The following is a 26,177-nucleotide window of genomic DNA, read 5'->3' as shown; positions in this document are numbered from 1 at the left end:
TGATTTACAGATTATTAATACATATTTTTTCACAGCTTAAATAGCGCTACGACAAAAATTACAATCTATAAAACTACGATTATCAACTTTATTCTACCTCCAAATGAAACAGATCACTTTTATATTCATGTGGAAAAGAAAAACCAGCTTGAATTATATTCTCTTTATCAGCAACAAAATAGTTGTATTTTACTTCTGGTTCTTTTTCGAATATTACTTCTATATTATAAGGATTCAAATGCTTATAGCCATCCTCACGATGAGGCACTGTCCTAAATTTCCATGTTTCTTTTGGATACTGTTCTTTCAAATACTTATCTAAATAGCCAACTTTGTTTTCAATTTGAAAATCAATCCAATAAGGTCTAGCAACATATAAAACACCATAAGACAGTAGATAAACAAGAGCCAACCCTAGAGTCACTTTTCTCCATTTTCCTTTCAAAAGGAAAGAAAGAAATAAAATAAGAACTAAGACCCCGCCGACTAACATTAATTCTATTAATTCAGTTGGATGCAATGAATTTCTAAGCCTCCTATAATTCGTTTTTAACTCCATCAAAAGAGATGCCTTATTCTTGAGTTACGTTTAAATCATTTACAATCCAATTTACTGCCTCTATAAGATTATCCGCGATATAATCCGGTTCAACTTCACGCCACTGCTCCCTATAGCTAGTCAGTGAACTTTCTCCCCATCCTGTTTTCACTAATACTTTTTTAGTTCCTGCTCTGTTTGCAGCAACCATATCCGAGCTACCTGTATCTCCCACAACATAACATTCGTTTAAGTTTAAATTATGCATCTTTTGTGCTTGTAATAATAATCCGATTTTTGGTTTTTGACATTCACATTTATCATCAGGTTTATGTGGGCAATAGTAAATGCCATCTAGAAATGCGGAATCATTTGCTAATTCTTCTTCCATCAACTTAAATCCCTTTAACAATTCATCTTCCGTAAAAAAGCCTCTCCCTACCCTTGTTTGGTTTGTAAAGAGAAATACTTTTATCTCTATTTCATTAAGAGATTTGATTGCTTGTGGAGCAAAATCATACATCGAAAAATCAAGTGGATGTACTCCTCCCCCAGTTCCGCCAATCGTACCGTCCCGATCAAGAAATACGGCTTTCATCCCAATTTACCTCCAATTTATCAAGATGCTTAGACTTAAATTCCTCATCAACCAATTAGACTTCTCGAAAAGCTGTTTCAAGTAAAGTTCTTGCTTTTTCTGTGTTTAGAGAAGTATCAAGTGCTAAATGTGGCATTTGCCCGTCTTCTATTAAATACGGTTGGACAAGACTATTTTCATATCCAAGTTGTGACAATCTCTTCTTAAAAAAAGAGTAATAACTCTCTTTTTGCATTGGTCCTATATGTAATATTCCAGTGAATTGTTTACTTGAAATTTCCAGTATCGCTTTTGCTAGATCTTCCACATGTACAAATGTTTTATATACGTTAACGTAAGCCTTAGGTTGTTCACCAATTTCTATTTGTTTAATAAGCTTTTTTGTTCGTTGTTCTATCTTTTGATTGAAATCCTCTCCATACAAAGGTCCCGTGCGAACTATTACATGATTTAAATGTTTATGCTGAATAATATTCTCAGCCTTTGATTTAGCAGTTACATATGTAAACAAAGGAGCATCCGGGGCAAGCGAACCCGTTTGGTCTGATTCCGTATAATTTCCTCTACCATCTACAAAAATGGCATCTGTTGAAAGAAAAATAAGTTTTGTCTCTTTTTCAATCATCTCTAATAAATTCCTAAGTCCTATATCAGTTAGCTCATCTTCTTTTTCTCCATTCATTAGAGACCAAACAACAACATCTGGCTCAATTTGTTTGATTGCTTTTTCAATAGATTGTATATCTATTACATCTACTTGAATAATATGAGCATCCTCATTAGAATAACGGGAAGTACCTTTTACGAATGTATTAGGCATCTTAGTAGCCAATCCTAATAAAGTCGAACCTAAAAAACCTGTTGCCCCCAATATAAGCATTTTCACTATTATCATTCCTTTTATAAATATAGCTTTTAACACCGTATGTTCAAAATCTCATTTTTCTGGCATCGCTCTCGATTCTTTCCTTACATGTAGGACATGAAAATTTCCCTTTCATATTGCGCTTAAACTTTTGATACTGCGGATCATTGTCGTAAAGCTTGAACTCTTTTTTGCAAAACAAACATGTTACTGTATAAAAAAGCATCTAACAACCTCCAGTTCAATTTCTTGTTTCTCCTACTACTCCATATCCCAAAGCGTAAACGCAAAAAGAAACATTATAGATGTAAAGCTGAATTCACCAAGATAAACTTTTCTATCTTCTTTTCGAAGGTAACTTTCGATTCCCTCTATAAGTGATCTAACACCTGCTAGTAATATGACAATTCGAAAATAAAAGATATCTAATTCGTTAGCAAAGGCTAATATTAAACAAATAACCATCACAATATTTAGTAATATTCTAATAGTAAAAATCGGCTTTGTACTTTTTTTTCTTTCCACTTTTTCAAAAAAAATCCCCATAAATAAAACCTCATCTTTATTTTTTTAAAAATAACCTTTTATCTTTTTCTTCCAATGTAAAGTAAGTGAGAGGAAATCCCAAGTATATATGGATCTGCTCCTTTTTCAATGATTAAATCTATTAATTTTTGTAGCTCTTGTTCTCCTTTGTCTCTCCAATAATTCCAACTCTCATTGTTCAATATGGTTCCGATATTAGAACCAATCAATTGTATGCTTTCAAATCCTTGCGATTCCATGAAAGGGTTAATGTCTTCTATATTGAAATAGTAGGCACCTGTAAAACGCCCTTCATCTGCATGATTAAAGCAACCAGTTTGGGAGAATTGAACAATCGTATCTATATTATTATTTGGTTTCCAGTTTTCCGGAGCTAAAAGGGAGGTAAGGATATGCCTAACTCTTGGCATATAAGCAACAAAGACAAGTCCATCCTTTTTGGTCACTCTATATAATTCTTCAACTGCTTTTAAACGATCTTGTTCATCCTGCAAATGATACATTGGGCCAAGCATTAAGGATGCATCGAACTGTTCATTCTTCAACATGTTAAGCTTTCTAGCGTCAGCTGCATATAAACCATCAAATTGCTTTTCTAACCCTAATTCTATAGCTTTACTTTTTGCAAAATCGACTAATTTAGGTGTTAGATCAGTTAAGGTCACTTTATAACCTTCTGCAGCAAGCTTCATTGAATATTTTCCAGGACCCGCTCCGTTATCTAGCACTCGTCCTGTTGGAGGTAAATATTTCTTTATATAATGCCAGTTTACTTGAAATTCAATCGGTTCTCTATCTAGCCTTCCCCACTCGTCGAATTGATTGTAGTAGTTGATTATGTTACTCATTAATTTCCACCCCATTTTTTGAACTAATATGTAATATTCTCCATATCCAATTCAAATTCCTTTTTAATATATTTATCTCTCTTTTCTATTTTTCAGGTGTATAATGTACACACACTATAATTAGAAGGAAGGAAGTCTTTTGCTACAAAAATTTAATTTCTTTATTCAAAAATGGATGGCTGTGTTAACTCCTTTAAGTTTAGTACTAGGTGTATTACTGGAAGATGTGGGTGGGCATCTACTATTTTTAGTTCCCTGGTTATTTGCTTTTATGACTTTTTCCAGCAGTCTAAGTATGAAGTTTAATGATATCAAGGTATTTACTACATATCCGAAAACTATTTTGTTTAGTATTGCATTTTTACATATTTTGATGCCTATTTGGGCCTATTTCTTATCCACCCTTATTTTTGATGATCATTTGTTGACGGTTGGATACGTTATTTCTGTTGCTGTGCCAACTGGTGTTACAAGTGTCATTTGGGTCAACATGTGCAAAGGCCATTTACCACTTAGTTTATCTATCATATTGATTGATACATTATTATCTCCTATTGTTATGCCTTTTTTATTGGAGGTAATTGCAGGTAAAAGTATAGCAATTGATACAAAGTCCATTATCATCGACTTACTTTGGATGATCGTACTTCCTTCAATTGTTGGAATTATACTTAATGAGGTTTCTAAAGGCTCCATTCGAAAAAACTTCGGGAAATACTTAGCACCTTTTTCAAAACTGAGTCTTTTTGGTGTAGTGATGATTAATAGTAGTGCAGTGGCACCTTACCTAAAGGATATAAGCTGGGAATTAATCGGTGTGATATTCGTAGTACTCCTTCTCGCTATCTCCGGTTATACCTTTGCTTTGCTGCTTGGCCGATTTATCTGGAAAGATACAAGCATCCTGACAACCTTTGTTTTCATTGGTGGTATGCGAAATATTGCCGTTGGTGTTATTGTTGCTACGACGTATTTCCCGCCAAAAGTGGCGATGCCCGTAGTTTTTGGCATGCTTTTTCAACAAGTGCTAGCTGCGATTTTTAGTAAGGTGATTCAAAAAATGCAGGTAAAGAATGATGTGTTGCCAGAAATAAGTGAACGCAAATAAATTTGATCCTAGTGTTTTAAATACTTGTTTAATCTTCACTGTATTATGGAAAGCTTTCATTATTGAAAATAAAAGTCAAAGAGAGCTGAAAATAATGACAAAATTCTGTCCAAAAATGCTGAAGGAGGAACCGACCCCCGATCATCTTATAAATTGCCAGGAATGCGGTCTTTATAAACAAGGGTCCCGGATGGTTTGGGGTGAAGGGAATTCGGAAGCGCGGATTATGATAATTCTAGATAATCCAGGAGCTCGTGAGAATCGTGATGGTGAATCATTTGTTTGCGGGACGCGACAAACACTACAAGAAGTGGCCAATGAAGCCGGATTGAATATAAATGATTTGTATGTTACTTTTATCCTTAAAAGAAAACCCGTGCGTGCATATGACAAAGAGTTGGTACGTCAAATTTGTATGGGACATTTAGAACAGCAACTAAAAGAAAAAAAGCCTAAACTTATCCTTTGTTTAGGCAACGTGGCGGTCCAATCCTTTTTTCAAAACCCAGAAGCCGAAGTGAAGTCATTGCGAGGCAGCTGGCACAATGTACGAGGATTTGAGACAACAGTCGCCTATCATCCACTTGCAGTTAGGCGTCGTCCTAATTTACGTGCTTTATTTTTGGAGGACTTGACGCTTGTAGCAGAACGCTTTCATAGTTTAAATCTCTAAATTATAAAGTATCTTTTAATAATGACTTGTTCCCTATTTCCATGAATAACAAAAACGATGTGCACTAGCTAGATGCACATCGTTTTCTTTTAAAACCGAGAACCATCTCTACCCATTAAATCTTCCCATAACGATGGTATTATAGTATTTGCCGTCTGAAAGAATTTTATCTTTTTCTAGTACACCTTCTATTTTAAAACCAAATTTCTTATAAAGATTTACTGCCTTTACATTTGTTTCAATAACCTGTAGTGTAATTTTAGTAATTTTGTTTGAATCCGCCCAACCAATAGATTCTTTTAACAGGTTTGTTCCAATACCGTAGCCCCAATAAGCTTTTAATACGCAAACTCCAAACTCCACTTTATGAGCAAAGCGTTTTAAGAGATTTCCTTCACATCTTGAAAATCCGACAATCTTGTCATTCATAACGGCAACTAAAAAAAGATTATTCCTTTCTTCCGTATCCGCGTTAATTAGTTCCTCAAAACCAAGTGTGTCTATATAGGCTTCTCCTTTTTCTCTATCGAGATTCTCGGTCTCTCCATCAATTTGTACCCTAATTTCAGATAGTTCCTTTGCATCTTTCTTTATTGCTGGTCGTATTATGTAACCTATCCCCTTAATTTGAAATTCTCTTTGATCTATTGCCATTTTTTCCTCATCCTTTATGTAAAATTCGATTGAGTTGTCTCGCTTAATAATGCATATCGCTATTCCAGCTTAAAGATATAATCTAATAAATCAATGCTGTTCATCCCGATAGCATAGTGATTGATTTTCCCTCACCACCTACTTCAACAAAACCTAATCTACGATAAAGATTTATAGCATTAGTGTTATCAATATCTACACTTAATGATAATCTTCTAAAATTATTGTTTTTTGCTTCTTCCATAATGGCACGCATTAATTTATTTCCAAGACCTTTTCCCCTTGCTTCTTTTTTTAGTGCAATTCCTAACTCTGGAGTATAATCGTCCACATAACCATACCCACGTTTTTCACTGCTAAATAATCTGTACCACACTGCTCCAATAGGTGTTCCTAGCTGATCATCAGTAGCAACTAATACCGTATCCCCTTTTCTTCCCAAATCTTGGTGGTATTTTATAAATTCATTGGTATATAGGAGTACTTCTATGCTTGGTTTTCTCTCTTCTTCAATATATATAGATTCATAAAGTATTTCTAGGAAAAAATTCTTTTCATTTTCTTTTAGGTATCTTACTTCGTACAATTTCCTCTTCCTCCTCAATAGGACAATTAGAATTTTAATTTTTACACTCCTATAGAAAGGAGGAATGCATAAATCATGGAAACTTCCAATACCTATTCAATTTTTTCTCCCAATAACCTTTATTAATTCCAAAGTGAGAGATTAGTTTATTGTAATTGGTCTCCTTACCACAAAGTACCTGTATCTATTAGTCTTCATCCGTAGTAATCTAGGAGAGTTATAATAATACTTTCAAACCAGAGGAGCATGGGTTTAAGTGAAAAAAATACTACCTATTATTCTATTTATTTTACTTTTATATGCAGGACCTGTACAAGGTTTAGCTGCAGCGAATTCACTTTCAATCGGAACTGTTCTAACGGATAACGTAAATGCATTAAGTTTGCCTAAACAAGGTTCTTCGGTTATCACTACTTTAGATAAGGGAGAAGAATTATCCCTACTATCGACCATCTCAGGAGACTCTTCTTCTACTATTATTCATACAGTAGTTCCCGGGAATACATTATGGAAAATTTCAAACCAATACGGCATTTCACTGAATGACCTAGTAACAGCAAATAATCTCTACACTACAGAAATTCGTATCGGACAACAATTAATCATTCCACAAAAGTACAATCTATATACTGTTATGAAAGATGATACTTTATGGAAGATTTCCAATAAATATGGAGTCTCTATAAATGAAATAACCAAATTGAACAATATGAGCTCTTCCAACTTGGATATCGGACAGAAATTAAAACTCCCTGACTACTACGTACAAGTTCAGTTACTCGGCGGTAAAAAAGGATGGGTTAAAAAGTCATTCTTACAACTAAAGACGCAGGAACGTATCGTCATGGGATGGAAGTATAATGGTAGTTCCCAAAATTATACGGAACAATTAAAACATCCAAATTTAAATGTAGTATCACCTCGTTGGTATACGTTAAATAATACGGGCAATTTTGTTACCATTGCATCCGATGCAAAATATCTACAAGCCGCACATAGTAAGGGCAAGAAAGTATGGCCATTAATTGGAAATAAATTCGATCCAATTTTGACTGACAGAGTACTAAGTAATGCTGGAAATCGTCAAAAACTAGTGTCAGCGCTCAAGAATTCTTTAGTTCAAACAAAAAGTGACGGAATCAATGTAGACTTTGAAAATATTGATCCGAAAAACAAAAAAGATTTTGTTTTGTTCATAACGGAACTGAAAAAAGCACTTCAGCCTCATGGAATTAAAGTCTCTGTAGATGTCACACGCGAAAACAGCGATCCTTTTTGGTCCGGTAGCTTGGACCGTAAAGAGCTAGGAAAGATAGCTGACTATATAATAATGATGGGCTATGAGGAGCATTGGGGAGGCAGTCCGAAAGCAGGTTCTGTAGCTTCTATGCCTTGGACAAAACAAGGGGTGGAGCTTTTAATGGAGGAAGTACCATCCCAGAAAGTCGTATTGGCGGTTCCCTTCTTTACAAGAGAATGGATCACCAATTTAGCTACAAAAAAAGTGAAAAGTATAGACCGCACAATGGTTGAGGTGGAGCATATTATTTCTTCCAAAGGTCTCGAAAAAGTTTGGGATCCAACTACGCAACAAAACTATATAGAATACACTACTAATGGTGAGATGCATCAAATTTGGGTAGAAGATAAACAATCTATGCAACTACGAATAGACCTAGCAAAACAATATAATCTGGGTGGTGTAGCCGCTTGGTACGTTGGTTCCGAAACACCTGATATTTGGGATGTATATCATTTTAATAAATAATTTTAGAGAAGAACATTGCAAACAAGCTGAGTACATATATACATGGACTCAGCATGTTTTTTATCTTTATTGGGTTCTATTTGTTATTTCTCTTTCCGAAGTCACCCATACTTTATACTGATTTAAACCACTACCTGCTGAATTTACTTTAAATTCTTCTAGAGAAGCTAATCTAAAAGCAAGCGAACAGGCTATCTTATAGTCAGAAGTAATATATCCATCGTAAATTCTTCCATATATCTCATTTGCCACTGAATCTGCCCACATATCTGCTTCATACATTGTATCAAAAATTATCTCTTCACTTTTCCATCTCACATTCATCATTATACTCCATTCTGGATTATGATTATTAACAAAAATAGCGTAAGTTTTTAGCTAAAAGGGAGAACCATTTATGATGTACCTAGGTTGTACTGATCTCTTCGTGACATTTTATTGTAGTCAATGAATTAATTTACGTGCTAAATGGTTTAAGAGAGGATAATTTCTTACGAGCAAAATCAAGAATTATACCTACAAATATACAACTTAATAAATGAGTAATATAGGCTAGCCAATTATAATGAATGGTAAAACTACCCGTTTCTTGCAGTTGTAGATTTTGATTTACAATGCGATGTTCTAGTCCATTGTGAAACAACATATTTAACAATGGATTGATGTTTAATAATAGATTGCCATACTCAATAGCTATAATATTTAAAAGAATTGCCACTATTGCGAAAGTACAGAAAATAAATGTGAATATACACTTTTTTGTTCTTCTTAACATAGCGTACATCTCCAATTTTTAAAGGATTCTTGGCTAAGCTTATGAAGCAAAGTTTGCATGCATACTGCTTTAACTTACCTCAGGTGGATAATCTTTTTAATTTAGCCAGAAATGATTGTGAAAACCTGGAAAGTCCAAATGGTTATTATTTCAACTATGTAAACATATAATTGAATAAACACTATAGGAGGGGCAATGTGAGGAGATGGAATCGCCTTATAGGCAGCTTTGGTTTCTTTCTATTGATGCTCGTTGCTTTATTTATGTACCCTCAGCCATCTGGATCGAAAAAAGAACCAAGAGAATCCCTTTTTCAAATTACCGGTGAGGAAGAGCAAGCTTTATACGATGTTCAAGAGTACCTTTATACAGATGGAGGATTCTTTGAACAAGTGAGGATTGAAATGGAAAGAGCAGGATACGAGTATTCCATAGCGGCTATGTTATATTCTTCCAATGATATTAGAGTTGATATCATTCTAAATAATATAAAAGAAATTTCAGAGCATCAGCAATCAGAAATATTACAGATTTTCAACGACATGATGATAAAAAATCATATTGACCAACAGGCTTTTACCATACAAGTGATTACTCCCAATCGTCTATAGTTAAACATCGAATTAGTTCATTTTTACTTTTACATATTGATGACACAAAGGGAGACATCTGCTCCCTTTATCCTTCGCCGAGTGCTAAGTATTTTTTAGTTTTTCCTTCGTAATCCACCAATAAAATATCTTCTCGCTCTTTTGTGGAGAAGATTTTCGCTCCTATTGGCAATTTGTTTGCTATTCCGTCGTTAAAATTATGGTTATTATCGTAAACTTCTTCTATTTCTCCTACCAATTCATCCTTAGTAAGTTCGATTTCATTCACCCAGTCGATATTAGTTTTATAAATTAACCCCTCCCATTGAAAAATATCTGCATGTGAATCTAAACGTAAAACTTCTTCTGCATCTGGATTTTTAGAAACTGTGACTTCAGTTTCCGAGTCCGAGTCTGTGCATCCAATTAAATAGATAGAACAGGACACAACCATTAAAATTATGATCACTTTTCTCATCACACACCTCCAGCCATTTAGTCGTATGAGGAGCGATTTGGTTTCAAAAGTTCAGTTAACACGAGCAGGTTTTGCTTTAAAACCACTAGGTACTAAATCCTTTCGGCGATATACACTTAGCACGACACCTATTAGAAAGGCATTAAATAAGGTTGGCATCAATCCATAACTAATAAAGGGCAGTGACATTGAGATCATTGGAAGAAACCCAAGCATCATAGCTATATTCGTAACAAGCTGAACACTATAAAGGGCAACTGCTCCAATGAGTAGAAACTTCCCATATGAATGGTGTACTTTCCGCGCAATTACAATGATTCTTACGATAAATAAAGATAGAATAAAAACGAGTGTGATCGCAAATATCCAACCAAAGTAAGAAGTGAGGTTTACAAAAACAAAATCAGCATGTGGAGTAGGTATAAATTCCGTTGACATAGCGTTTCCAAACCAACCGGCTTTAGATAATATCTCTCTTATATACAGTATCATGTAGCCAAAAGTATCTGCATACTGTTCGGGGTTTAAAAAAGCCTGCAATCTACTTTTCTGATAAGTCGCAGAAGCCTTCCAAAAAATAAAACCAATTATTAAAAAGAAACTGATTAAAAATATCAGTGACGATAAAATGGTTTTTCGACTAAATTGACTCCAACAAAACATGACCAAAACCATTACACCATATATATAGATTGTGGAAATACTTGGCATCTTGAATAAAAAATAACAAGGAATAATAACCAAAATGCCCATTTGCCATATTTTCACCCTCTTATCATTGAAAATAGATGCCCAAGCAAGAAATAAAAACGGGATAGCCATCAGACTTTCAATTCTCAATGAACCAATTATTATAATAGGAAGCCCATTTATCATATCTGATGGAAAAAAAGCTAATAATAACAGAATGATCATTGCGATTCCGTAAAATAGCCAACCTTGCTTTTCTAACTTTCGAAAATCAACCATCATCATACCAAATGCTACAAATCCACCCAGTAGAACAAATATCATTTTATGCTTTGCATAATAGCCCATACTCATCGCCTCATCACTAAAATAATTACCAAGAGAGAGCATCGGTAAAAAGCTTAAACCTAAAGTGATAACCAGCAATATAATGGTTAACCAGTCTACTTTTGGTCGATGTAGTTTGTTAAGCCTTTGCCCAAGCGTTATAGGGTTTCCCATTTGCTTAACTGCTTTTTCTTCTGAATCCTCTTCATTTAGACCCTTATTAATCCATTCGCTTTTCATTGCTGTAATATGATAATTCAGTTCAGCCGATACAAATTCCTTAGCCTCCTTTGAACGGATTTGGTTTTGCACTTCCATTAAATAGGATTGCTTGTTATTTTTCATTTGTATCTCACCCCTCTAATAATTCTTTAAATGCAAAAGGTACTGATATTGATTGTTTTTCTGATTTTCGTAACAGTTTTGTTCCTTTATTATTTAATCGGTAATGTTTTATATTTGAATCGTTCCAGCTTGCTTTCAAGTAGCCTTCCTGCTCCAGCTGATGCAAGAATGTATAGACAATGCCTTCATTTTCTTCAAATTTTCGAATGCCTCTCCCCCTCAAAAGTTTTACTAGTTCATATCCTGTTTTTTCTTGAACAAGCAGTTGCATCACTGCTATAAAAATCGTATCCTCATTTTCTTCTTTCATTATTTTTTCTTGAATTGCCTTACGATGCTGTTCATCAAAAGTTAGTTCCGAAAATGTCGTTTGATCCATCGATTTTTTCAGATTTTTTAAACGTTCTTCCATTATTGTTCCCCCAATCGCTCTTCCAGAAGTTGCTTGGCACGTCTGAGTCTCGTTTTAACTGTATTCGCACTTACTTCCGTTAGTATGGCAATTTCCTTCACAAGTCGTTCCTCATAGTAAAAGAGATAAATTACTTCCCGGTATTTAATAGGCAATGTCATTAGTACAGCGATTAATTGATCATCCGTTTCTTTTTGTATAATTACTTCTTCCACGATTTCTTTTTTCGTTGGACTATTCTCCGTATGCTCTGCAATGAATACATGTTTGTTGTACCAGCTCTTTAAGAAATCCTTGCAATGATTGATAGCAATTCGCCACAACCAAGTTTTCAGTTTAGATTTCCCTTTAAATGTATGTATAGATTGATAAAATTTCACAAATATATCTTGGGTTAAATCCTCTGCGACTTCTTTGTTATTCACATATGAATAGACAAGCCTTAATATATCTTGACCATATTTGTTCATCATTTCATACATTAGTTCTTCCCGATTTTCTAGTTCAAATGCTTTTTCGAATACTTCTTCCACAGTACCCCTCCTCTCATATCATTAGACGATGTGCCTATCTGGAAGGTTTGTTTGATTACAATAAATTTATAATACAAGCATTGCCATCATAAAATCCCCTTTAAGTAACTGTGTATCATTGCATACACTGACTACTTAAAAGGGATTATATTTTACAAACTTTACTAGCAATAGTTAATTAGAAATAGTTTTGTATATTCTTTTAATCGTTTCCATATGCATTGCTTCATGGTAAAAACTAAACAATAGAGTTTCACCAAGGGTATAGAAAGAGATACCCATCCGATTTGTAAATGGAGTTGGAAGTTTAGACGAAAAGCGTTTTGGAACAAATTCTTTTATTCTTTCTGTTTGTTCGGCTAACACAGAAGAAATCTCCATAAGTGTTGGAGGAGTTTCTTTCCAATCAGCTGGTTTTGTTCCTGGACCAAAAAATTTCTCATACTCTACTGGGAGACTCGTTTTTTCGCCTAAAACACTATATATCAGTCTTTCTTGCACAAATGCAATATGTCCAAAATTCCAACGAATATTATTATTAAAGCCTTCAGGAACAATATCTGTTATCTCTTCTGGTATTGTATTTATAGATTTAATCGTTATACTTCGTACCGTTTCCATATGATGCAAAATAGTTTGTTCCATTGAAAATCCCCCTATAATGTCCGCTTCTAACTCTACTTCCACATATATATGCAGAAATCCTTCTGCTTTCTAAATTTTTGCGTACTATCTTAGAGATAATAGCTCCTATTCTGTCCTACATAAGGACAACAATAAGATTACTTTAAGAAAATTAATTAATCCGTTTAGAGAGTTAATAGACTGCTGAATACAATGATTACATAATCTGCAGATTATAAATCTTTCATGCAAGGAGGTGAATTCTAAGTGCCATTAACTACTGGACCGATTGAAAACGTGGGAAATCTACCTGCCAATGCAACTGACGTTCGAGTTAAAATACTAAATCGTACTGGAGGGACGCTTACCGGAGTAGCTCGAGTATATAGACTAAACGGGACAAGACAATTAATAGCATCAGCTAACTTTCGAGCAAATGCTAATGCCTCTAGTTTTGTAACCCTTCATTTAGAAGGTGGAGCGTTTCAATATGAAGTTGAAATAACTCCTAGACAGACCGGTGGACTTTATTCTGTCTACGGAATAACAGCTTCAGGTGGAGTTATCGCTGCTCAACGATTTTTAAACTCAGAATTAGTGCAGATTCTTTAGTGGAAAATAGCAAACTTAATGATTAAGTTCAGCTTAAAAGGGCATCTCCTCAACCTAAGTGCCAGCCCTTGTAAGAATATCATATTCATTTTAGTAATTGGTTATAACTACTAGTAAAAGATTATTATTAACAAGAGGATTCAATTCCTCCTGTTTAAAGACAAAAAGCACTGCGACTCGCAGTGCTTTTCCAGTTATATATGGTATGTTAAGCTGTAACGTCACGTTTTGTAAATGTCCAATAGCTGATCGCTAGGAAGAAAACAAAGTATCCAACTAATACAGCAACTGAAAATGGTGTCGACATTCCTTCAATAAAGGAACCCCCCGTCTCCATTTGAGTGAACGTATGAGAGAATAATATATATTTCACGATTTCGTAATTTTTTAAGAAAAAGGCAAACTGTGTACCGGTAAACATAAGGAAAATAGCGATTCCTATTGCTAATGAACTAGAACGGAAAACGGTACCGATTGCAAAAGCAAAGCTTGCAATGATGATAACATCACCTAACGCTAATACATTTAACCAAACCGATTTCAGCCAATAGGATACTTCTGTCACTTGCCCATCCACAACTTCTAATAGTCCACCACCTGAAGCCTCATAAAAAATAATACCCATCAAGAGAGAAACAACATAAGATACCACTGTTAAGAATAAAGCAAAAGCAACGACCGTTAAAAATTTCGAGGTAAGAATTTTCCATCTTCTTACGGGACGTGCCAGCAACATTTTAATAGTTCCTTGAGAGAACTCAGAAGCAACGATACCTGCAGCTACAATTACGGACAACAATGTAATAATAGATGACATACCGTATGAATCCATTATAAATCCTTCCAGACTATTACTAGCTAAAGGAGCGATCCCTTCATCTAGACGATATTGAAGTAACATTTGCTGTTCTTCCAAGCTCTTTTTCGTTTCTTCATCTATAGCCGGTGCTGCCAGCTGTTGCTCAACAATCGTAAGCTCTTCTGAAACGGTTTGCTCCCAAGCAGGAGTCTCCGTATTACGATCTATCCATTTTGTAATCGCCACAAGACCAATAATCATTGCAATTAATAATGCTACCATTACCCATGTTGCCTTTTTATGCCATAGCTTCATCCATTCATTTCGTATTAGATTCAACAATTTGCCCACCTCCCGTCATTTCTAAGAACTGCTCTTCCAAAGTTTTACGATGATGTGAAACCGCATATATTAATATATTTTGTTGCACTAATTGTTCAACAACTGTTGGAACATCAGCCTGTTCTACACTAATTAATAAACCGTTTTGGTAATCTTCTACACTTATTCCTTTTTCAATTAGTATGTGACGAACCTTATCTACCGGCTGTGCCTCGATATAATATTGTGACTCTTCTATAGCGTCTACTTCTCGAATCGTTACAAGTTTACCGTTTTGAATGACTGCAATCCGATCACACATTAACTCAATTTCGGACAATAGATGACTCGACACTAATACGGAAACACCATCTTCTTCTGCAATTTTCCGTAAATAGGTACGAAATTCTCGAATGCCCGCAGGATCTAGACCGTTCGTCGGTTCATCTAAAATAAGGAACTTTGGTTTATTTAACAACGCCTGAGCTAAACCTAAGCGTTGACGCATACCAAGCGAATAGGTGGATACCTTTTCATGAATGCGTTTTTCCATTCCTACTTGTCGAATGACCTCGTCAATCCTTTCCTTCGTCACATTTTTATGCATGCGAGCGAAATGGACCAAGTTTTTATATCCCGACATAAACTTATACATTTCAGGATTTTCCACGATTGCTCCCATTTTACTAATGCCTGCTTCAAAATTCGACTTCAGGGAAAGACCGTCAATCATCACATCCCCAGTAGTTGGCTTCATTAGACCCGCCATCATACGGATCGTCGTAGTTTTACCAGCTCCATTTGGTCCTAAAAATCCTGTAATTTGTCCAGGATATAAGGTTAGATTCAATTGATCAATAATTTTTTTCTTTCCGATTGTTTTCGATAGATTTTTCAATTCAACGATAGGTTTCATTTCCACTCAAATCACCTTCCTTTATTAGTTTGGTCATCCATGTTATTGCATCCATACGGAACTGATCACGGATAGTTTCCACTTCCTCATAAGCTAAAATTTTTCCATGATTCAATAGTATAATAGCGTCAAGTAACGGCTCCGCTTCCTTAATTTCATGCGTGGACATAAGAACCGTTTGTGTTTCCGGATCAGTAAATTGTATCATTCCTTTGATGATATCCTCCCGAACAAGTGGATCGAATCCCGAAAACGGTTCATCCAACAAATAGTAAGAAGCTTCCCTTCCTAATGTCGCCGCCATTTTGGCACGACCCCTGTTCCCTTTTGATAAAGTTTTTAGCTTCGCTTCCAAAGGTATATTTAAATATTGCGCTACTATACAGGCTTTCGAATAATTGAAGTCTTCAAACTGTGTTTCATAAAAACGGAATAATTTCTCGACTGAAAAGAATGGATAGAAGACATCCGCATCTGGCATATACGCTACCTTACTTGCGATGCTTCTCGTTGCCTTAATTCCATTCACCTGAATGGTTCCGCTTGAGGGAGTTGTGAGACCAGCAATTATCTTTAAAAGCGTGGATTTTCCGCTTCCGTTTTCGCCTACTAACCCAATAATCTTTCCTGGTGGAATGATGAGATTTATTCCTTTTAATGCTTTATGTTTCCCATAATTTTTTTCCATATTTTCGATAGCGATCACTGGTCTTCCCCTCGCTCTCTTGTTTGAATAAATTCGATCATTTCTTTTTTGGAAAAACCTAATGCCTCAATACTGTTTAGAAAAGATTCTACTAGGCCTTCTTTTACTTCATCGCGTAATTGTTGTAGACGTGTTTCATTATCGGTTACAAAAGTTCCTTGGCCCCGTTTCGTTTCTGAAATTCCCATCATCTCCAGCTCCTTATATACACGTTGCATTGTGTTTGCATTCACTCCGACTTCCACTGCATACTCACGAACCGAAGGCAATTTCTCACCTGGTTTCACATTTCCTCGAATAATTTCCCCCGTAATTCGGTCAATTAGTTGTTGATAGATTGGTTTGTCCGGCAAAAAATCGATACTCATCTTAAATCCTCACTTTCTTGTCGAACCATAGAGCCGACACCCAAAAAAGAATGATCGCAAACGCAGTGATGAAAATAATTTCACTAACGTAAATTGTCGGTCCTACCAAAAACGTCAAATCTTCATAGTTCTCGTAACTTCTAAACCTCTGAATAAATTCCGGAATAGGTATATTAATACCTCCAAAACGAGGAAACTTTTCGAACAATTCGATGGTGCTGTTCATACTCCAAATAATAGAACTAACAATAAACAAGAAAAAGGTAATAATAATAGAAAAACCTTTTACGTATGGGCGTATCAAATGGTAAATGACCCAAAAGAAAAGCACGATAATTAAGTTCAATAGGATGGAGAAAAAGATACCAATAAAAACATACACTTTCATTTCTAATAATTGACCAAATGTCATAAACTCGGGATCACTATTTACCGCTTGCAAAATAACTAATAATAACTCAATCCACAGTAATGATAATGAAGTGAGCACAGTGGCAAATGCGAGTTTTGTGCCAATTAGTTTATAGATAGAGCTTTCCGTATGTAACCAAATATCTGGTCTTTTCATATCTAGTTGCAAACTTACGATGAAAAGAAGGATAGCGATTAGATGGCTAAACACAAGCCAAATCCCAGCTAATATAACTGCTGTCTTAAAAATAGGGACATCATCTATCCATGTTCTCAACAATAATGGAATTCCTACAATCCCTAATGTATTCAAAATGAACAGAACGACGAGCCAAAACCTCATCAGCATCCATTCTTTTTTTATTAGTCCTTTCAATTGGTTCATATGCTCTTCTCCTTAAGTATTAGTGTATTAGTTACATAGTACACTAGACAGAAATGTTTTGTAAAGCATTTTAAATAAATATTAGTGATAGTTGAACAATTTGTTTTACAGTAAAAAAACGCCCAACTTATTGGACGCTTGTTAGAACATAAAGTGAAACTTCAATCAGTGGGGGTTTTTCGACGCACAGGACGTGCTAGTGGGGACGTTGCGACATGGACGTCGCGCTTTTAGTCCCCGTCATCCCCCTCTGATTGTTAGTTTTGTTCCACATGATGTGGGTCACACAGACGTTGCAAACGCTCTTTTATTTTGAGACGAGCTTTGCGCAGGAGCAACACGATGTTGCGTACTTAGTCTGGGATCATTTCATCGGGCGCATGCCAGCAGTTGATCTTCCACTTATCTTTATCGCTTTTCTTAAATCTTGAAGTGGGAGTCTTACTGCCCGTTAATGCGGGATAAAAATGAACTCAAGTAGATATTTTTTTGATTTCACATTTCTATTAAGTTTTTTAGCTGGTGTTTGACTTCCTCTAATTCAACCTTTACTTCATCTGACTTAGCACTCAATTTTTCTAACACTTTCTCAACTTGATCCAATGCCTCTCTCAGACGATCTTTGGATGTATTAATCTGTGAGTGAATCATCCAATCAGTAAAAATATTATCGAAGAAATAATCGGTGAATGTCATGAAATTACTCCGGTCTACATGAATGACCTCTGTGACGATGTTTTTCACATCCATCAGTTCGGTTTCAAAGCGACGAAGGGCCATTTGTGCTTGGTGGATATAGTCCTGTGAACTATTAAGTCGACTATGCTTCATAGCTGTTACAAAAACTCCACCTCCGAGAAAGGTGTCCCATGTGGAAAGTGATGATGCTGAATGGAGTTCCAAATTGGCTTGTTCAAGTGCGATTTGAGCATCTTTTCCCGCTATAAGCGCTTCTGTTATTTCTTTTTGTATCGACTCCAAGTTTGCACTGCGCTCATATAGGTTTTCTAGCTCTTTTCGTTCAACTACTGTGTGAGAGTAAAGCCACTGCTCCTTTTCATGCATTAGTGACGCCCACTGCTCATCTATGAAATTATAACCCTCACTTTGAAGTTCTACATTCACTGTTTCAATATCTCTCTGGAGATCATGTAATGTTTTTTCTGCCTCATTATATTTCAATTCAATTTCTGCTGCTTCTGCGATTTCCTTTTTGCGTTTTTCGTCCATCGTTCCCTTCCATTGGCTAACTAAATTGGACAAGGAGAACTTTTCTAAGTTCCGTACATCTTTCTGCTCTTTATTCAGCTCTTTTTCCAAATCATTACGAACGGCTTCTAATTCCAACCATTGCGTTTGGAGTGAGGCCAGCTTTCTTTGTAGTCGATTACGTTCATTTTTCTTAACGATCAATTGAGCCTGCTTTTCTTGTAAGTGTTGCCACATCGTGCACCCCTCCTTTTCTTATATACGAACTCAATAGGTTGGAAGTTTCAATTGTATAAGCTACATAGAATTTCAGAACAACCCAGGATTAAGTGGACACCAAAGAACACTATATATACTTTTTGGTATCTTATCCTTGAATGGATTTTGATGTGTCAACTCTATATTAGTATAAGAATTTATCTTTCATGCAACTCTCCTTTGTTTTACTGTGCTTTTCTGCACTATAAGCAATGACTATGTTACAAGAAGACTTGGAAATATAAGTGGCACAACAATTATAAGAAAATTGTTCTAACCAAACTGCTACATTTTCAACTATGAACATCAACTTTCTATACTTTCGTTCATATAATATAGAAAAGGAGGCGTAACAGAATGGATCGGTTTATACTTTTAATGTTGGCAAGTATTCTAGCTGGCTTTGCATTATTAAAGGCACCATTAGCAGGTACTTTCTTAGCTGGATTACAGCCAGTAACAAACCTAGTCGGTATTTTAGCCATTGTAATTTTCTCACTTGTCCTCATTTTCAAAGGAGTAATGGCACTCGTAAATAAATGACGGTAAAATTCATATTTTATATGGAGTTTCGTTAAAAAGAAACCGCTAGAGGATATATTGATTCTCTAGCGGTTTTATAATGTATAGCTTCATGGAAGATGAATATTTATTTAATATCCTTCTTGGAATCATGTCTTGGATAATGGTAGATTGTTTCGTATTGTATTGTTATGTTTAACATCTTACATACTTACGTTTGAAGCCAAGCCTTCCTCTATCGACTTCTTTTTGAATATTTTCATAAGCATGAAGTAAACTGTTTTTTTTATTTTCCCGTTTCATTTCTACTATTCCGACTTCCCTTGCTGTCTCAACTGCTTTTTCATGTAGAGGCAAATAAGAAATGCCTACAGTGTACAGAAAATTACTCATAGCTGATTTTGTTCGTTCAGGCGAATCATGAATTGTATCTTTCACCATATCCAGCATATTAGAAATCTTACTTTCAGAAAACTCAACGTCTTTTCTATTTCCTAAAAGCCAACAGTAGCAGCTCCAACCTGCTGACATTCTTAGCTCTTCCCCACTCGCAATCCATTTATCCGATACTTCTTGTGCAATATCTGACTCCGATAACGTGACGGCCACCACGTAATCGGACAGCATATAAAAATATGCTGCATCGATCCATCGATTATAATCTGATTCAGACATGCCTTTTGGATCTGCAATAATACCTGCAAAATACATTGCATCGTAGTTCCCCGTAGCATACAGTTCTTCAGCCAGAGGTTGGTTTATTTTAATTTTCTTTGCGATTGGTTTCATAGCACCAGTTGCTACTCCAAATAAGGGCTCATGTGCACCGTTTGATATATATATTTTCTTCGTTCGTTCCTTGCCTAGGGCTTCAAGCTCCTGCATAACTGTTTCGGAATTCATTGTTTAGCACTTCCTTTTTTTGTTGTTTTTCTTTTATTATTAATGCGGCCTTATATAAAGAAATTTTACACGTTACTTTGCAGTACTGTCACCATATAAAATCAGCATAATTGCATTCAATAGGATGGTAACGACAAGAAGTACTTCTACAACCGATGCAGTAGCATACGTTGTCTCCATAAGAACAGACCAATCCTCCATATTTACCGGCATTCTCCAAGCAATTAATCCAAGTAATAGACTTCCAAGATTAAGTAATCCAGTCATAACTCTTCTCATGTAACACGATACTCAAACACTATCTCTTGCTAGTTTGAATATAACAAAGCTAGTAGTGCAATTATCCGACTATTTAGTTGCTACTTACATTGTAAACATTTCGAGTCTTTTTATAAAATCCTTCTTAAAAATTGAAAATAGGTTAGTTTGACGTTTGCTTGCTTTTAACGTTTTAATAGTGGTAGGAGGCGTTGTATTTGAATGCATACATATTACTCGCAATTGCGATTATTAGTGAAGTTTTTGGTAGCTCGATGTTGAAGATGACAGAGGGATTTAAGAAAGTGCTACCCTCTGTTGGGGTGGTATTAGGTTATGCTATTGCATTTTATGCATTATCTCTATCGTTAAAAACACTTCCGATTGGAACGGCTTATGCAATTTGGGCTGGAGTAGGAACTGCATTAACCGCTCTAATAGGGATAGTTCTCTATAAGGAAGGCTTTAATAGGAAAAAACTTTTCGGACTTTTATTGATTATTAGCGGAGTAATCTTGTTAAATTTAGCAACTGGTGATGCGTTTGCGTAGAAAAGGAGAGTGGTTATATATGAAGGGCTATGGCTTACTAAGTATTTCGATTATATCGGAGGTTTTTGGGACAGCTATGTTAAAATTATCGGAAGGGTTCACGAATTTGGGTCCTTCAATCGGGGTTATTGCCGGATACGGTTTATCATTTTATTGTTTGGCTTTGTGTTTAAAAACGATTCCTCTAAGTTTGGCATATGCTATTTGGTCTGGTGTCGGTACTGCGATTACAGCACTGATTGGCGTGCTTATCTGGGATGATCCTTTTAACGTACTCACTCTTTCGGGTTTGGCCCTTATTATTGGTGGAGTTATTTTACTTAATTCATCAGATACGAAGAAAGAACCATCTCCATGAGAGTGGTTCTTTTTTATAGCTTAAGAAAATATAAGCTCTATGGCATGTCGATCAGTATAGGAGAACTGCGCGGTAGTCATCGGCGTCTCATTCCAAGTAAACTTGTTTAATGAAAATTGGTTGCTCTCAGACTACAACTGGTGGCTTTCGACAGCTGTATGGTTGCCCTTAGCCATTTTATAGAAATATTAATTCGGTAACTACATAATGTAAGGGATTTAGTGCAGCGGCTCGTCGCTCACCCGCGGAAAGCGAAGCGCCGTCATGCTAAATCCAAACGGTCACTTTCTTCCACTCGCTACCTCAAAGTATCCCTATAATGTGTGTTATTCCATTCTCTTGATTATTAGGGCTAAATTGTAGAGGTGACAGATGCTTTAGTACTTTTGTTCTTTTCATTCCCTATTTTAAAAATAATTCTCTGGCAAGAAGTCGATACACGTCCAACCGTTTTTCTTGGGAGTGTGGAATACTACAAATCATCGCTTCGTCAAAACCATACCTGGCTTGTTCTTCTTGTAATATAGTAGCAACCTCATTTGGCGTTCCAACTAAGTGGATTTTGCGGTTTTGTTGAATAGCCATTCGATCCATTTCGGTTAATGGATAATTTTGAGCCTGTTCTGGTGTTAATGTTTGGCGAATTTGCCCTCTCATTAGTGATAATCTAGAAATATCCTGCGGTAACGCTTCAAATTCTGCTTCTTCTTTCGTTTCAGCAACGGTTACCATGTATGTTACATTGATCTCTGGTTTTTCCATTAATGCAGAAGGTGTGAAATTGCTTCGATAAGCATTAAAAATTTCTTTTGTCATGCCTCCTTGGAAAAACTGTGCAAATGAATAGCCGACTCCTAATCGACCTGCTTGAATGGCGCTATTTCCAGTAGAGCCGAGTAGCCAGGCTTCTGGTAAAACGACATTCGATGGAGTAGCGATTGTTCGATTATATAAGCTATCCTCTGGTAATTCATCGTTCAATAATTGTAATGTAGTCGATAGTTTATCATACATATTATTCAACATTGGCTGACGTCCTTCTGATAGAGCATACATAGCGTAATTATCTCCACCTGGAGCACGTCCCACTCCAAAATCTATTCGACCCGGTGAAAATGCACTTAATGTTTTAAACACTTCCGCAAGCTTGAGTGGAGAGTAATGCATCATCATTACTCCGCCTGTCCCGATACGAATATTGGTCGTTTTCGCAGCTAAATGTGCTGCAATAACTTCCGGGGCTGAGCTAGCAATCGTTCCAGTACCATGATGTTCTGCCATCCACATACGATGATATCCCAACTGGTCAGCTAATATTGCAAGCTCTTCCGCTTTTTTTAAAGCATCTACCGCAGTATTACCTACGGTGATAGGTGCTTGATCTAGAACACTTAATTTCATTCGATGATCTTCCCTTCTACATATGTAAAATAGCTAGAATTTGTCCTCTTTATCAAATTGTATTCTTTAACTGTTGGTTGGTAAACAAAAGTGACTTTCTGACTCTAGTAATAGAAATGAGTTTATATAGTGAAAAAAGAGGTACATAAACAATAGGCACAATTAACTTAAAAAAATGGAAGTGGAGGAAATAACCATGAAAAAAAGAATGATTGCTTTACCTTTTGCGTTGTCAACAGCCCTTTTATTAGGTGCATGTGGAGATAATGATGATGACTTAGATGATGTGGAAGTAAACGACCCAATGCTAGAAGATGATGGTGAAAATGACATTGGCGTTCCTGATGATGAAAATGAGGAAGAGGTGGATGAGGGTACCGATTCCACAGAAAGTTCTACTCCTTAATAATTACGTTGCTAGAGAGTACACTTTCTCCTTTGTAAAGGGGGAAGTGTGCTTATTCGTTTAACACCAAAAGAAACCAATCATCTTATTCATTCGTTAGTTTACTATACTCTTTCTAAAAATCTGTCTTAGGTATTGTTAGGTTAGCATATTAGCTTACTGATGTTGAAAACGTCAATAACTCAACTACTATAGGTGTTTTGGCACTAATTGTAGAATTGACTGGGGCAATAGTTAAAGACTTGGTATTTACTGTATACAACCCTCCCTCTTGTATTACTCCATTGATATATAGATTGGCGTAGCCATTCGGACTAAAGTTCATAAAATCAATAACTTGGTTTCCATTGTCGTCGGTAAATAGATTGGAAGAAATAGTAGCCCCACTTGCCAAGTTCATATTAGCTTCTGGAATATAAAAATACCTTCTGATGGCCGGTACAACACTTACCACAGGTGGAGCTATTATCGTAATATCATTAATAGACTTACAGACAAACCTTCTTCTATTCGTATGACAATCGTATACTCTCCTTATTTTTTTGGACTTTTTATGATTTCCCATAATATGGACCCCTCCTTTCCTTTACTATATGTACTTAGTTAATTTTTTGTTTTTCTTATAACCCTTTTTGACATACACGTTATTAAAGTTAGTAGAAATATCTCAAACATTAATCTGCATATTTCAGAATCGTAAATATCAGTAGTGGCCCCATTGAATTATTTAAGTTCTCGAATAGTAAATGAACAGGGTTATCCATTTATCCTTCATATGCTTTGGATTATTAGGAAACACCCCATTCATTATTTAAAAATCTTGGATAACTTATTCAGTGATTTGTATGAACTTTAGTTTCCATTAAATTACTGTAACTAAATCTACAGCTTCCAAAACTAGAGGTGTTCCAGCAGTGATAAGTCCATCTACATCATTAAAAGTCAATTCTGTAGCGGAAATTGTGTATGCGTTGCCCTCTTGTAGTACACCGTTTACATAAAGATTATAGTATCCATTTGTAATTACTGGAAAGGCAGTTGCAGCCGTTCCACTGTCATCTAAAAATGCAGTTGCAGGAATTGTTGTTCCATCAGTGACAACTAATGGTGCAGCCAATACATTAAAGAATCTAGTTGAGGTACCAGAAACATTTACTTGAATATTCATAAGGGAAAGTGCCAATTCATTCACCTCCTTCCATATACTTTATAGTAAATGCGAAGTTTCAAAAGTTATTAGGGCTGACCACATAACAAATCTATAAAAACTTTATAAAAGAAATATTTCTTTTTCGTTCTAATACAAAGCAAAAAGCTGACAGATAAATTACTTCTGCCAGCTTTTTGAGATTATCTATAAAATTACTAATAATTAGAAATAAAATCTTAAGAATCCATCACTCTTTAAAATCTACCCTGCAATTTAAACACAATCTCCGCAAATAATGTTGCGAATAAGAAAGTTCCTGTGTAAACAACAAGAGAAATGACAACAATTCGCCAACCTAGCTTTTTAAAACTTTCTAAGTCTTTCCCAAGAGATAGACCTGCATATGCTAGAATTGGGGTAGCTAAGGCCATAAAATTAATCTCTGCCGTTTTTGCAACAATCCATTCATTCCCAGGAAAAATTGGAGTAGTCGCAATCAATGCTATCAACGAAATCCATACGACCGCAGGCATTTTAGGTATGAGCTTGTTTAAACCTAAACCGATTACTGTAAACAATACGATAAGAAGCATTCCAGGAAGTGCTTTTACAGGAGACACACCATATCCCACCCAGTTTCCGAGAATCGCTATGATTCCTATTAATACTAATACTTTTGTTTTTTCTAGCATTATTTTGCGCCCTCCTTACGTGTACGTCCTATTTTAGGCTCGAGCCATTCATAAAGACGCGCCGTTACAGGAAGTGAGAAGAATACACATAAATACGTTCCTAAAATTGTAGAGATCAAGTTAGCCGCAGCCGCAAACAAAGCGATATCTTCCGCATCATTTGGAAATGTAACAGCCAGTGCCCCAGAAGCAGCCGCCATCATACTACCTGATCCAACCCCAGCTCCCATCGCCAATGAAATGGGATGGAAAATTCCTAAGCTTCCCAAAAACCCTGCTAAAATAGCCAAATAGATGGCCCCAAATACTGTTCCACAGATGTAGACACCTAATGCTCCTCTTCCTTCTGGTGAATCTGCCCCGTACTTTTCTGAAATAATGGCTAAATTCGGCTCTCGGTCGATCGAGAAGGTAGCTCCGATCGCCTCTCGTTTCATACCAATGAGTAACGCTATTGGCAATCCAATAATAATCGTTCCTAAAACATGTCCAACTTCTTGAACAGCTAATGATACTCCTGCATCGAAAATTTTAGGTAATGATGGACCTAACATCGATCCAAGCTTTGCTACAAAAAGTAAAAAAGATATTCCTAGTATTCCAGCTGCACGCTTCATCTGTACTTCATTCATTAATTTCAGTTTTGGAAAACTGACCACTCCACCCATCAATAAAACATATAACATTGGAAACAAAGCAATCGTACCTACTCCTAAATTGAACTGTTTCACACCTATAGCTTCACCTATCAGAACGAAAAACAGAACGATAATATGAAGCTTCCAATCTTTTAACAATATTATCTCCTCCTTGAAAGTACCCTACCTCTTTTTTATGTAATTAGAAAACCTTTTATCGTTCCTAAATTCTTGCCAATCTACCTCCCCATGCTGTCTAAATCTTTCAAATATCAATAAAGAAATGGAGACAGATTTCGTTAAAATAAAAAAATCCTTCTTGAAGAATACCTGCTGAACAAGTATTCATAGAAGA

Annotated in this window: 36 protein-coding genes; 9 read left to right on the top strand and 27 right to left on the bottom strand. The window is 35.8% G+C overall.

Annotation, left to right across the window (positions count from 1 at the left end):
* Positions 1–88 precede the first annotated feature (88 nt).
* The 6 genes from ACIP9W_RS02640 to ACIP9W_RS02615 are packed head-to-tail and all read right to left on the bottom strand — an operon-like array spanning position 89 to position 3,395.
* On the bottom strand, positions 89–520 hold the full coding sequence (locus ACIP9W_RS02640; RefSeq protein WP_400785689.1) for a hypothetical protein: 432 nt from the start codon (positions 518–520) through the stop codon (positions 89–91).
* A gap of 52 nt (positions 521–572) precedes the next feature.
* Complete coding sequence (locus ACIP9W_RS02635) at positions 573–1,136, bottom strand: D-glycero-alpha-D-manno-heptose-1,7-bisphosphate 7-phosphatase (RefSeq protein ID WP_400785687.1); 564 nt, start codon at positions 1,134–1,136, stop codon at positions 573–575.
* Between the two features lie 55 nt (positions 1,137–1,191).
* Positions 1,192–2,016, bottom strand: a complete 825-nt coding sequence (locus ACIP9W_RS02630) for an NAD-dependent epimerase/dehydratase family protein (RefSeq protein ID WP_400785967.1) — start codon at positions 2,014–2,016, stop codon at positions 1,192–1,194.
* Positions 2,017–2,065: 49 nt separating this feature from the next.
* Positions 2,066–2,227, bottom strand: a complete 162-nt coding sequence (locus ACIP9W_RS02625) for a DUF2197 domain-containing protein (protein WP_142538547.1) — start codon at positions 2,225–2,227, stop codon at positions 2,066–2,068.
* A gap of 35 nt (positions 2,228–2,262) precedes the next feature.
* Positions 2,263–2,547 carry a hypothetical protein gene (locus tag ACIP9W_RS02620; RefSeq protein ID WP_400785685.1) on the bottom strand — a complete coding sequence of 95 codons (285 nt, stop codon included), beginning with the start codon at positions 2,545–2,547 and terminating at the stop codon, positions 2,263–2,265.
* Between the two features lie 38 nt (positions 2,548–2,585).
* Entirely contained in the window at positions 2,586–3,395 is an 810-nt protein-coding gene (locus ACIP9W_RS02615; RefSeq protein WP_400785683.1) for a class I SAM-dependent methyltransferase, read from the bottom strand.
* 139 nt (positions 3,396–3,534) lie between these two features.
* On the opposite strand from ACIP9W_RS02615, the gene ACIP9W_RS02610 reads away from it, so the two are divergent.
* Both ACIP9W_RS02610 and ACIP9W_RS02605 read left to right on the top strand, forming a co-directional pair.
* Positions 3,535–4,503: a bile acid:sodium symporter family protein gene (locus tag ACIP9W_RS02610; protein WP_400785681.1), complete on the top strand. Its 969-nt coding sequence runs from the start codon at positions 3,535–3,537 to the stop codon at positions 4,501–4,503.
* A 94-nt stretch (positions 4,504–4,597) separates the two neighbouring features.
* Entirely contained in the window at positions 4,598–5,176 is a 579-nt protein-coding gene (locus tag ACIP9W_RS02605) for a uracil-DNA glycosylase (RefSeq protein WP_400785965.1), read from the top strand.
* Positions 5,177–5,284: 108 nt separating this feature from the next.
* On the opposite strand, the gene ACIP9W_RS02600 is transcribed toward ACIP9W_RS02605, so the two are convergent.
* Together ACIP9W_RS02600 and ACIP9W_RS02595 are read right to left on the bottom strand one after the other, a co-directional pair.
* Positions 5,285–5,830, bottom strand: a complete 546-nt coding sequence (locus ACIP9W_RS02600) for a GNAT family N-acetyltransferase (RefSeq protein ID WP_400785679.1) — start codon at positions 5,828–5,830, stop codon at positions 5,285–5,287.
* A 100-nt stretch (positions 5,831–5,930) separates the two neighbouring features.
* The gene (locus ACIP9W_RS02595; protein ID WP_400785677.1) at positions 5,931–6,416 is read right to left on the bottom strand and encodes a GNAT family N-acetyltransferase; all 486 of its coding nucleotides are present in this window, start codon (positions 6,414–6,416) and stop codon (positions 5,931–5,933) included.
* Positions 6,417–6,672: 256 nt separating this feature from the next.
* Here ACIP9W_RS02595 and ACIP9W_RS02590 point away from each other — a divergent pair, with 256 nt between their 5' ends.
* Positions 6,673–8,184, top strand: coding sequence for a LysM peptidoglycan-binding domain-containing protein (locus ACIP9W_RS02590; RefSeq protein ID WP_400785675.1), 1,512 nt, complete (start codon positions 6,673–6,675; stop codon positions 8,182–8,184).
* 66 nt (positions 8,185–8,250) lie between these two features.
* Here ACIP9W_RS02590 and ACIP9W_RS02585 read toward each other — a convergent pair whose 3' ends face one another.
* The gene (locus tag ACIP9W_RS02585) at positions 8,251–8,508 is read right to left on the bottom strand and encodes a hypothetical protein (RefSeq protein ID WP_400785963.1); all 258 of its coding nucleotides are present in this window, start codon (positions 8,506–8,508) and stop codon (positions 8,251–8,253) included.
* Positions 8,509–9,156: 648 nt separating this feature from the next.
* Here ACIP9W_RS02585 and ACIP9W_RS02580 point away from each other — a divergent pair.
* On the top strand, positions 9,157–9,570 hold the full coding sequence (locus tag ACIP9W_RS02580; RefSeq protein ID WP_400785673.1) for a hypothetical protein: 414 nt from the start codon (positions 9,157–9,159) through the stop codon (positions 9,568–9,570).
* A gap of 67 nt (positions 9,571–9,637) precedes the next feature.
* Here the strand turns inward: ACIP9W_RS02580 and ACIP9W_RS02575 are convergent, their stop codons facing one another.
* The 5 genes from ACIP9W_RS02575 to ACIP9W_RS02555 all read right to left on the bottom strand — a co-directional run bounded on the left by ACIP9W_RS02575 (position 9,638) and on the right by ACIP9W_RS02555 (position 12,979).
* A complete protein-coding gene (locus ACIP9W_RS02575; protein ID WP_400785671.1) occupies positions 9,638–10,027 on the bottom strand; it encodes a hypothetical protein in 390 nt (129 codons plus the stop codon).
* Positions 10,028–10,078: 51 nt separating this feature from the next.
* Positions 10,079–11,389 (bottom strand): FtsW/RodA/SpoVE family cell cycle protein, encoded by a 1,311-nt coding sequence (locus ACIP9W_RS02570; protein WP_400785669.1) that lies wholly within the window; start codon positions 11,387–11,389, stop codon positions 10,079–10,081.
* Positions 11,390–11,396: 7 nt separating this feature from the next.
* Complete coding sequence (locus ACIP9W_RS02565) at positions 11,397–11,801, bottom strand: PadR family transcriptional regulator (RefSeq protein WP_400785668.1); 405 nt, start codon at positions 11,799–11,801, stop codon at positions 11,397–11,399.
* Positions 11,801–12,334, bottom strand: a complete 534-nt coding sequence (locus ACIP9W_RS02560) for a sigma-70 family RNA polymerase sigma factor (RefSeq protein ID WP_400785666.1) — start codon at positions 12,332–12,334, stop codon at positions 11,801–11,803. The genes ACIP9W_RS02565 and ACIP9W_RS02560 overlap by 1 nt, the downstream gene beginning before the upstream one ends.
* A 174-nt stretch (positions 12,335–12,508) precedes the next feature.
* Positions 12,509–12,979 (bottom strand): DinB family protein, encoded by a 471-nt coding sequence (locus tag ACIP9W_RS02555; protein WP_400785664.1) that lies wholly within the window; start codon positions 12,977–12,979, stop codon positions 12,509–12,511.
* A 246-nt stretch (positions 12,980–13,225) separates the two neighbouring features.
* Here ACIP9W_RS02555 and ACIP9W_RS02550 point away from each other — a divergent pair, with 246 nt between their 5' ends.
* Positions 13,226–13,570 (top strand): ATPase, encoded by a 345-nt coding sequence (locus ACIP9W_RS02550; RefSeq protein ID WP_400785662.1) that lies wholly within the window; start codon positions 13,226–13,228, stop codon positions 13,568–13,570.
* Positions 13,571–13,778: 208 nt separating this feature from the next.
* Here ACIP9W_RS02550 and ACIP9W_RS02545 read toward each other — a convergent pair whose 3' ends face one another.
* The 6 genes from ACIP9W_RS02545 to ACIP9W_RS02520 form a co-directional block, all read right to left on the bottom strand.
* A complete protein-coding gene (locus ACIP9W_RS02545) occupies positions 13,779–14,720 on the bottom strand; it encodes an ABC transporter permease (protein ID WP_400785660.1) in 942 nt (313 codons plus the stop codon).
* Complete coding sequence (locus ACIP9W_RS02540) at positions 14,689–15,606, bottom strand: ABC transporter ATP-binding protein (protein ID WP_400785961.1); 918 nt, start codon at positions 15,604–15,606, stop codon at positions 14,689–14,691. Before ACIP9W_RS02540 ends, ACIP9W_RS02545 begins: the two co-directional genes overlap by 32 nt.
* The gene (locus ACIP9W_RS02535; protein ID WP_400785658.1) at positions 15,590–16,312 is read right to left on the bottom strand and encodes an ABC transporter ATP-binding protein; all 723 of its coding nucleotides are present in this window, start codon (positions 16,310–16,312) and stop codon (positions 15,590–15,592) included. Before ACIP9W_RS02535 ends, ACIP9W_RS02540 begins: the two co-directional genes overlap by 17 nt.
* Positions 16,309–16,680 carry a GntR family transcriptional regulator gene (locus ACIP9W_RS02530; protein WP_400785656.1) on the bottom strand — a complete coding sequence of 124 codons (372 nt, stop codon included), beginning with the start codon at positions 16,678–16,680 and terminating at the stop codon, positions 16,309–16,311. Before ACIP9W_RS02530 ends, ACIP9W_RS02535 begins: the two co-directional genes overlap by 4 nt.
* Before the next feature lies 1 nt (position 16,681).
* Entirely contained in the window at positions 16,682–17,476 is a 795-nt protein-coding gene (locus tag ACIP9W_RS02525; RefSeq protein WP_400785654.1) for a hypothetical protein, read from the bottom strand.
* A 495-nt stretch (positions 17,477–17,971) separates the two neighbouring features.
* Positions 17,972–18,922, bottom strand: a complete 951-nt coding sequence (locus ACIP9W_RS02520) for a hypothetical protein (RefSeq protein ID WP_400785652.1) — start codon at positions 18,920–18,922, stop codon at positions 17,972–17,974.
* A 378-nt stretch (positions 18,923–19,300) separates the two neighbouring features.
* On the opposite strand from ACIP9W_RS02520, the gene ACIP9W_RS02515 reads away from it, so the two are divergent.
* Positions 19,301–19,486, top strand: coding sequence for a hypothetical protein (locus ACIP9W_RS02515; protein WP_400785650.1), 186 nt, complete (start codon positions 19,301–19,303; stop codon positions 19,484–19,486).
* Between the two features lie 174 nt (positions 19,487–19,660).
* Here the strand turns inward: ACIP9W_RS02515 and ACIP9W_RS02510 are convergent, their stop codons facing one another.
* Together ACIP9W_RS02510 and ACIP9W_RS02505 are read right to left on the bottom strand one after the other, a co-directional pair.
* Complete coding sequence (locus ACIP9W_RS02510; RefSeq protein WP_400785648.1) at positions 19,661–20,368, bottom strand: DNA alkylation repair protein; 708 nt, start codon at positions 20,366–20,368, stop codon at positions 19,661–19,663.
* 72 nt (positions 20,369–20,440) lie between these two features.
* The gene (locus ACIP9W_RS02505) at positions 20,441–20,635 is read right to left on the bottom strand and encodes a hypothetical protein (protein WP_400785646.1); all 195 of its coding nucleotides are present in this window, start codon (positions 20,633–20,635) and stop codon (positions 20,441–20,443) included.
* Between the two features lie 209 nt (positions 20,636–20,844).
* Between ACIP9W_RS02505 and ACIP9W_RS02500 the strand changes: the two genes are divergently transcribed.
* Both ACIP9W_RS02500 and ACIP9W_RS02495 read left to right on the top strand, forming a co-directional pair.
* Positions 20,845–21,177, top strand: a complete 333-nt coding sequence (locus tag ACIP9W_RS02500) for a DMT family transporter (RefSeq protein WP_400785644.1) — start codon at positions 20,845–20,847, stop codon at positions 21,175–21,177.
* 19 nt (positions 21,178–21,196) lie between these two features.
* A complete protein-coding gene (locus tag ACIP9W_RS02495; RefSeq protein ID WP_400785642.1) occupies positions 21,197–21,535 on the top strand; it encodes a DMT family transporter in 339 nt (112 codons plus the stop codon).
* A gap of 402 nt (positions 21,536–21,937) precedes the next feature.
* Here ACIP9W_RS02495 and ACIP9W_RS02490 read toward each other — a convergent pair whose 3' ends face one another.
* Positions 21,938–22,936: an LLM class flavin-dependent oxidoreductase gene (locus tag ACIP9W_RS02490; protein ID WP_400785640.1), complete on the bottom strand. Its 999-nt coding sequence runs from the start codon at positions 22,934–22,936 to the stop codon at positions 21,938–21,940.
* A gap of 196 nt (positions 22,937–23,132) precedes the next feature.
* Between ACIP9W_RS02490 and ACIP9W_RS02485 the strand changes: the two genes are divergently transcribed.
* Positions 23,133–23,342 carry a hypothetical protein gene (locus tag ACIP9W_RS02485; protein WP_400785638.1) on the top strand — a complete coding sequence of 70 codons (210 nt, stop codon included), beginning with the start codon at positions 23,133–23,135 and terminating at the stop codon, positions 23,340–23,342.
* A 151-nt stretch (positions 23,343–23,493) separates the two neighbouring features.
* Here the strand turns inward: ACIP9W_RS02485 and ACIP9W_RS02480 are convergent, their stop codons facing one another.
* The 4 genes from ACIP9W_RS02480 to ACIP9W_RS02465 all read right to left on the bottom strand — a co-directional run bounded on the left by ACIP9W_RS02480 (position 23,494) and on the right by ACIP9W_RS02465 (position 25,981).
* Positions 23,494–23,907 carry a DUF4183 domain-containing protein gene (locus tag ACIP9W_RS02480; protein WP_400785636.1) on the bottom strand — a complete coding sequence of 138 codons (414 nt, stop codon included), beginning with the start codon at positions 23,905–23,907 and terminating at the stop codon, positions 23,494–23,496.
* A 297-nt stretch (positions 23,908–24,204) separates the two neighbouring features.
* Positions 24,205–24,534, bottom strand: coding sequence for a DUF4183 domain-containing protein (locus ACIP9W_RS02475; protein WP_400785634.1), 330 nt, complete (start codon positions 24,532–24,534; stop codon positions 24,205–24,207).
* A 212-nt stretch (positions 24,535–24,746) separates the two neighbouring features.
* Positions 24,747–25,184 carry a hypothetical protein gene (locus ACIP9W_RS02470; protein WP_400785633.1) on the bottom strand — a complete coding sequence of 146 codons (438 nt, stop codon included), beginning with the start codon at positions 25,182–25,184 and terminating at the stop codon, positions 24,747–24,749.
* Positions 25,184–25,981, bottom strand: coding sequence for a DUF3100 domain-containing protein (locus ACIP9W_RS02465; RefSeq protein ID WP_229677359.1), 798 nt, complete (start codon positions 25,979–25,981; stop codon positions 25,184–25,186). Before ACIP9W_RS02465 ends, ACIP9W_RS02470 begins: the two co-directional genes overlap by 1 nt.
* Positions 25,982–26,177 lie beyond the last annotated feature (196 nt).

The organism is Psychrobacillus sp. NPDC093180 (assembly GCF_044754065.1).
Taxonomy (GTDB): domain Bacteria; phylum Bacillota; class Bacilli; order Bacillales_A; family Planococcaceae; genus Psychrobacillus.
This window is presented reverse-complemented; position numbering and strand designations above follow the sequence as displayed.

Bases quoted from the DNA above. Each gene is read 5' to 3' on its own strand.
- ACIP9W_RS02575 (WP_400785671.1), bottom strand. From the start codon at position 10,027: ATGAGAAAAGTGATCATAATTTTAATGGTTGTGTCCTGTTCTATCTAT.
- ACIP9W_RS02600 (WP_400785679.1), bottom strand. From the start codon at position 5,830: ATGGCAATAGATCAAAGAGAATTTCAAATTAAGGGGATAGGTTACATA.
- ACIP9W_RS02505 (WP_400785646.1), bottom strand. From the start codon at position 20,635: ATGACTGGATTACTTAATCTTGGAAGTCTATTACTTGGATTAATTGCT.
- ACIP9W_RS02470 (WP_400785633.1), bottom strand. From the start codon at position 25,184: ATGCTAGAAAAAACAAAAGTATTAGTATTAATAGGAATCATAGCGATT.
- ACIP9W_RS02570 (WP_400785669.1), bottom strand. From the start codon at position 11,389: ATGAAAAATAACAAGCAATCCTATTTAATGGAAGTGCAAAACCAAATC.
- ACIP9W_RS02630 (WP_400785967.1), bottom strand. From the start codon at position 2,016: ATGCTTATATTGGGGGCAACAGGTTTTTTAGGTTCGACTTTATTAGGA.
- ACIP9W_RS02480 (WP_400785636.1), bottom strand. From the start codon at position 23,907: ATGGGAAATCATAAAAAGTCCAAAAAAATAAGGAGAGTATACGATTGT.
- ACIP9W_RS02620 (WP_400785685.1), bottom strand. From the start codon at position 2,547: ATGGGGATTTTTTTTGAAAAAGTGGAAAGAAAAAAAAGTACAAAGCCG.
- ACIP9W_RS02605 (WP_400785965.1), top strand. From the start codon at position 4,598: ATGACAAAATTCTGTCCAAAAATGCTGAAGGAGGAACCGACCCCCGAT.
- ACIP9W_RS02495 (WP_400785642.1), top strand. From the start codon at position 21,197: ATGAAGGGCTATGGCTTACTAAGTATTTCGATTATATCGGAGGTTTTT.
- ACIP9W_RS02525 (WP_400785654.1), bottom strand. From the start codon at position 17,476: ATGAACCAATTGAAAGGACTAATAAAAAAAGAATGGATGCTGATGAGG.
- ACIP9W_RS02585 (WP_400785963.1), bottom strand. From the start codon at position 8,508: ATGAATGTGAGATGGAAAAGTGAAGAGATAATTTTTGATACAATGTAT.
- ACIP9W_RS02625 (WP_142538547.1), bottom strand. From the start codon at position 2,227: ATGCTTTTTTATACAGTAACATGTTTGTTTTGCAAAAAAGAGTTCAAG.
- ACIP9W_RS02540 (WP_400785961.1), bottom strand. From the start codon at position 15,606: ATGAAACCTATCGTTGAATTGAAAAATCTATCGAAAACAATCGGAAAG.
- ACIP9W_RS02485 (WP_400785638.1), top strand. From the start codon at position 23,133: ATGAAAAAAAGAATGATTGCTTTACCTTTTGCGTTGTCAACAGCCCTT.
- ACIP9W_RS02530 (WP_400785656.1), bottom strand. From the start codon at position 16,680: ATGAGTATCGATTTTTTGCCGGACAAACCAATCTATCAACAACTAATT.
- ACIP9W_RS02615 (WP_400785683.1), bottom strand. From the start codon at position 3,395: ATGAGTAACATAATCAACTACTACAATCAATTCGACGAGTGGGGAAGG.
- ACIP9W_RS02635 (WP_400785687.1), bottom strand. From the start codon at position 1,136: ATGAAAGCCGTATTTCTTGATCGGGACGGTACGATTGGCGGAACTGGG.
- ACIP9W_RS02490 (WP_400785640.1), bottom strand. From the start codon at position 22,936: ATGAAATTAAGTGTTCTAGATCAAGCACCTATCACCGTAGGTAATACT.
- ACIP9W_RS02510 (WP_400785648.1), bottom strand. From the start codon at position 20,368: ATGAATTCCGAAACAGTTATGCAGGAGCTTGAAGCCCTAGGCAAGGAA.
- ACIP9W_RS02555 (WP_400785664.1), bottom strand. From the start codon at position 12,979: ATGGAACAAACTATTTTGCATCATATGGAAACGGTACGAAGTATAACG.
- ACIP9W_RS02520 (WP_400785652.1), bottom strand. From the start codon at position 18,922: ATGTGGCAACACTTACAAGAAAAGCAGGCTCAATTGATCGTTAAGAAA.
- ACIP9W_RS02515 (WP_400785650.1), top strand. From the start codon at position 19,301: ATGGATCGGTTTATACTTTTAATGTTGGCAAGTATTCTAGCTGGCTTT.
- ACIP9W_RS02565 (WP_400785668.1), bottom strand. From the start codon at position 11,801: ATGGAAGAACGTTTAAAAAATCTGAAAAAATCGATGGATCAAACGACA.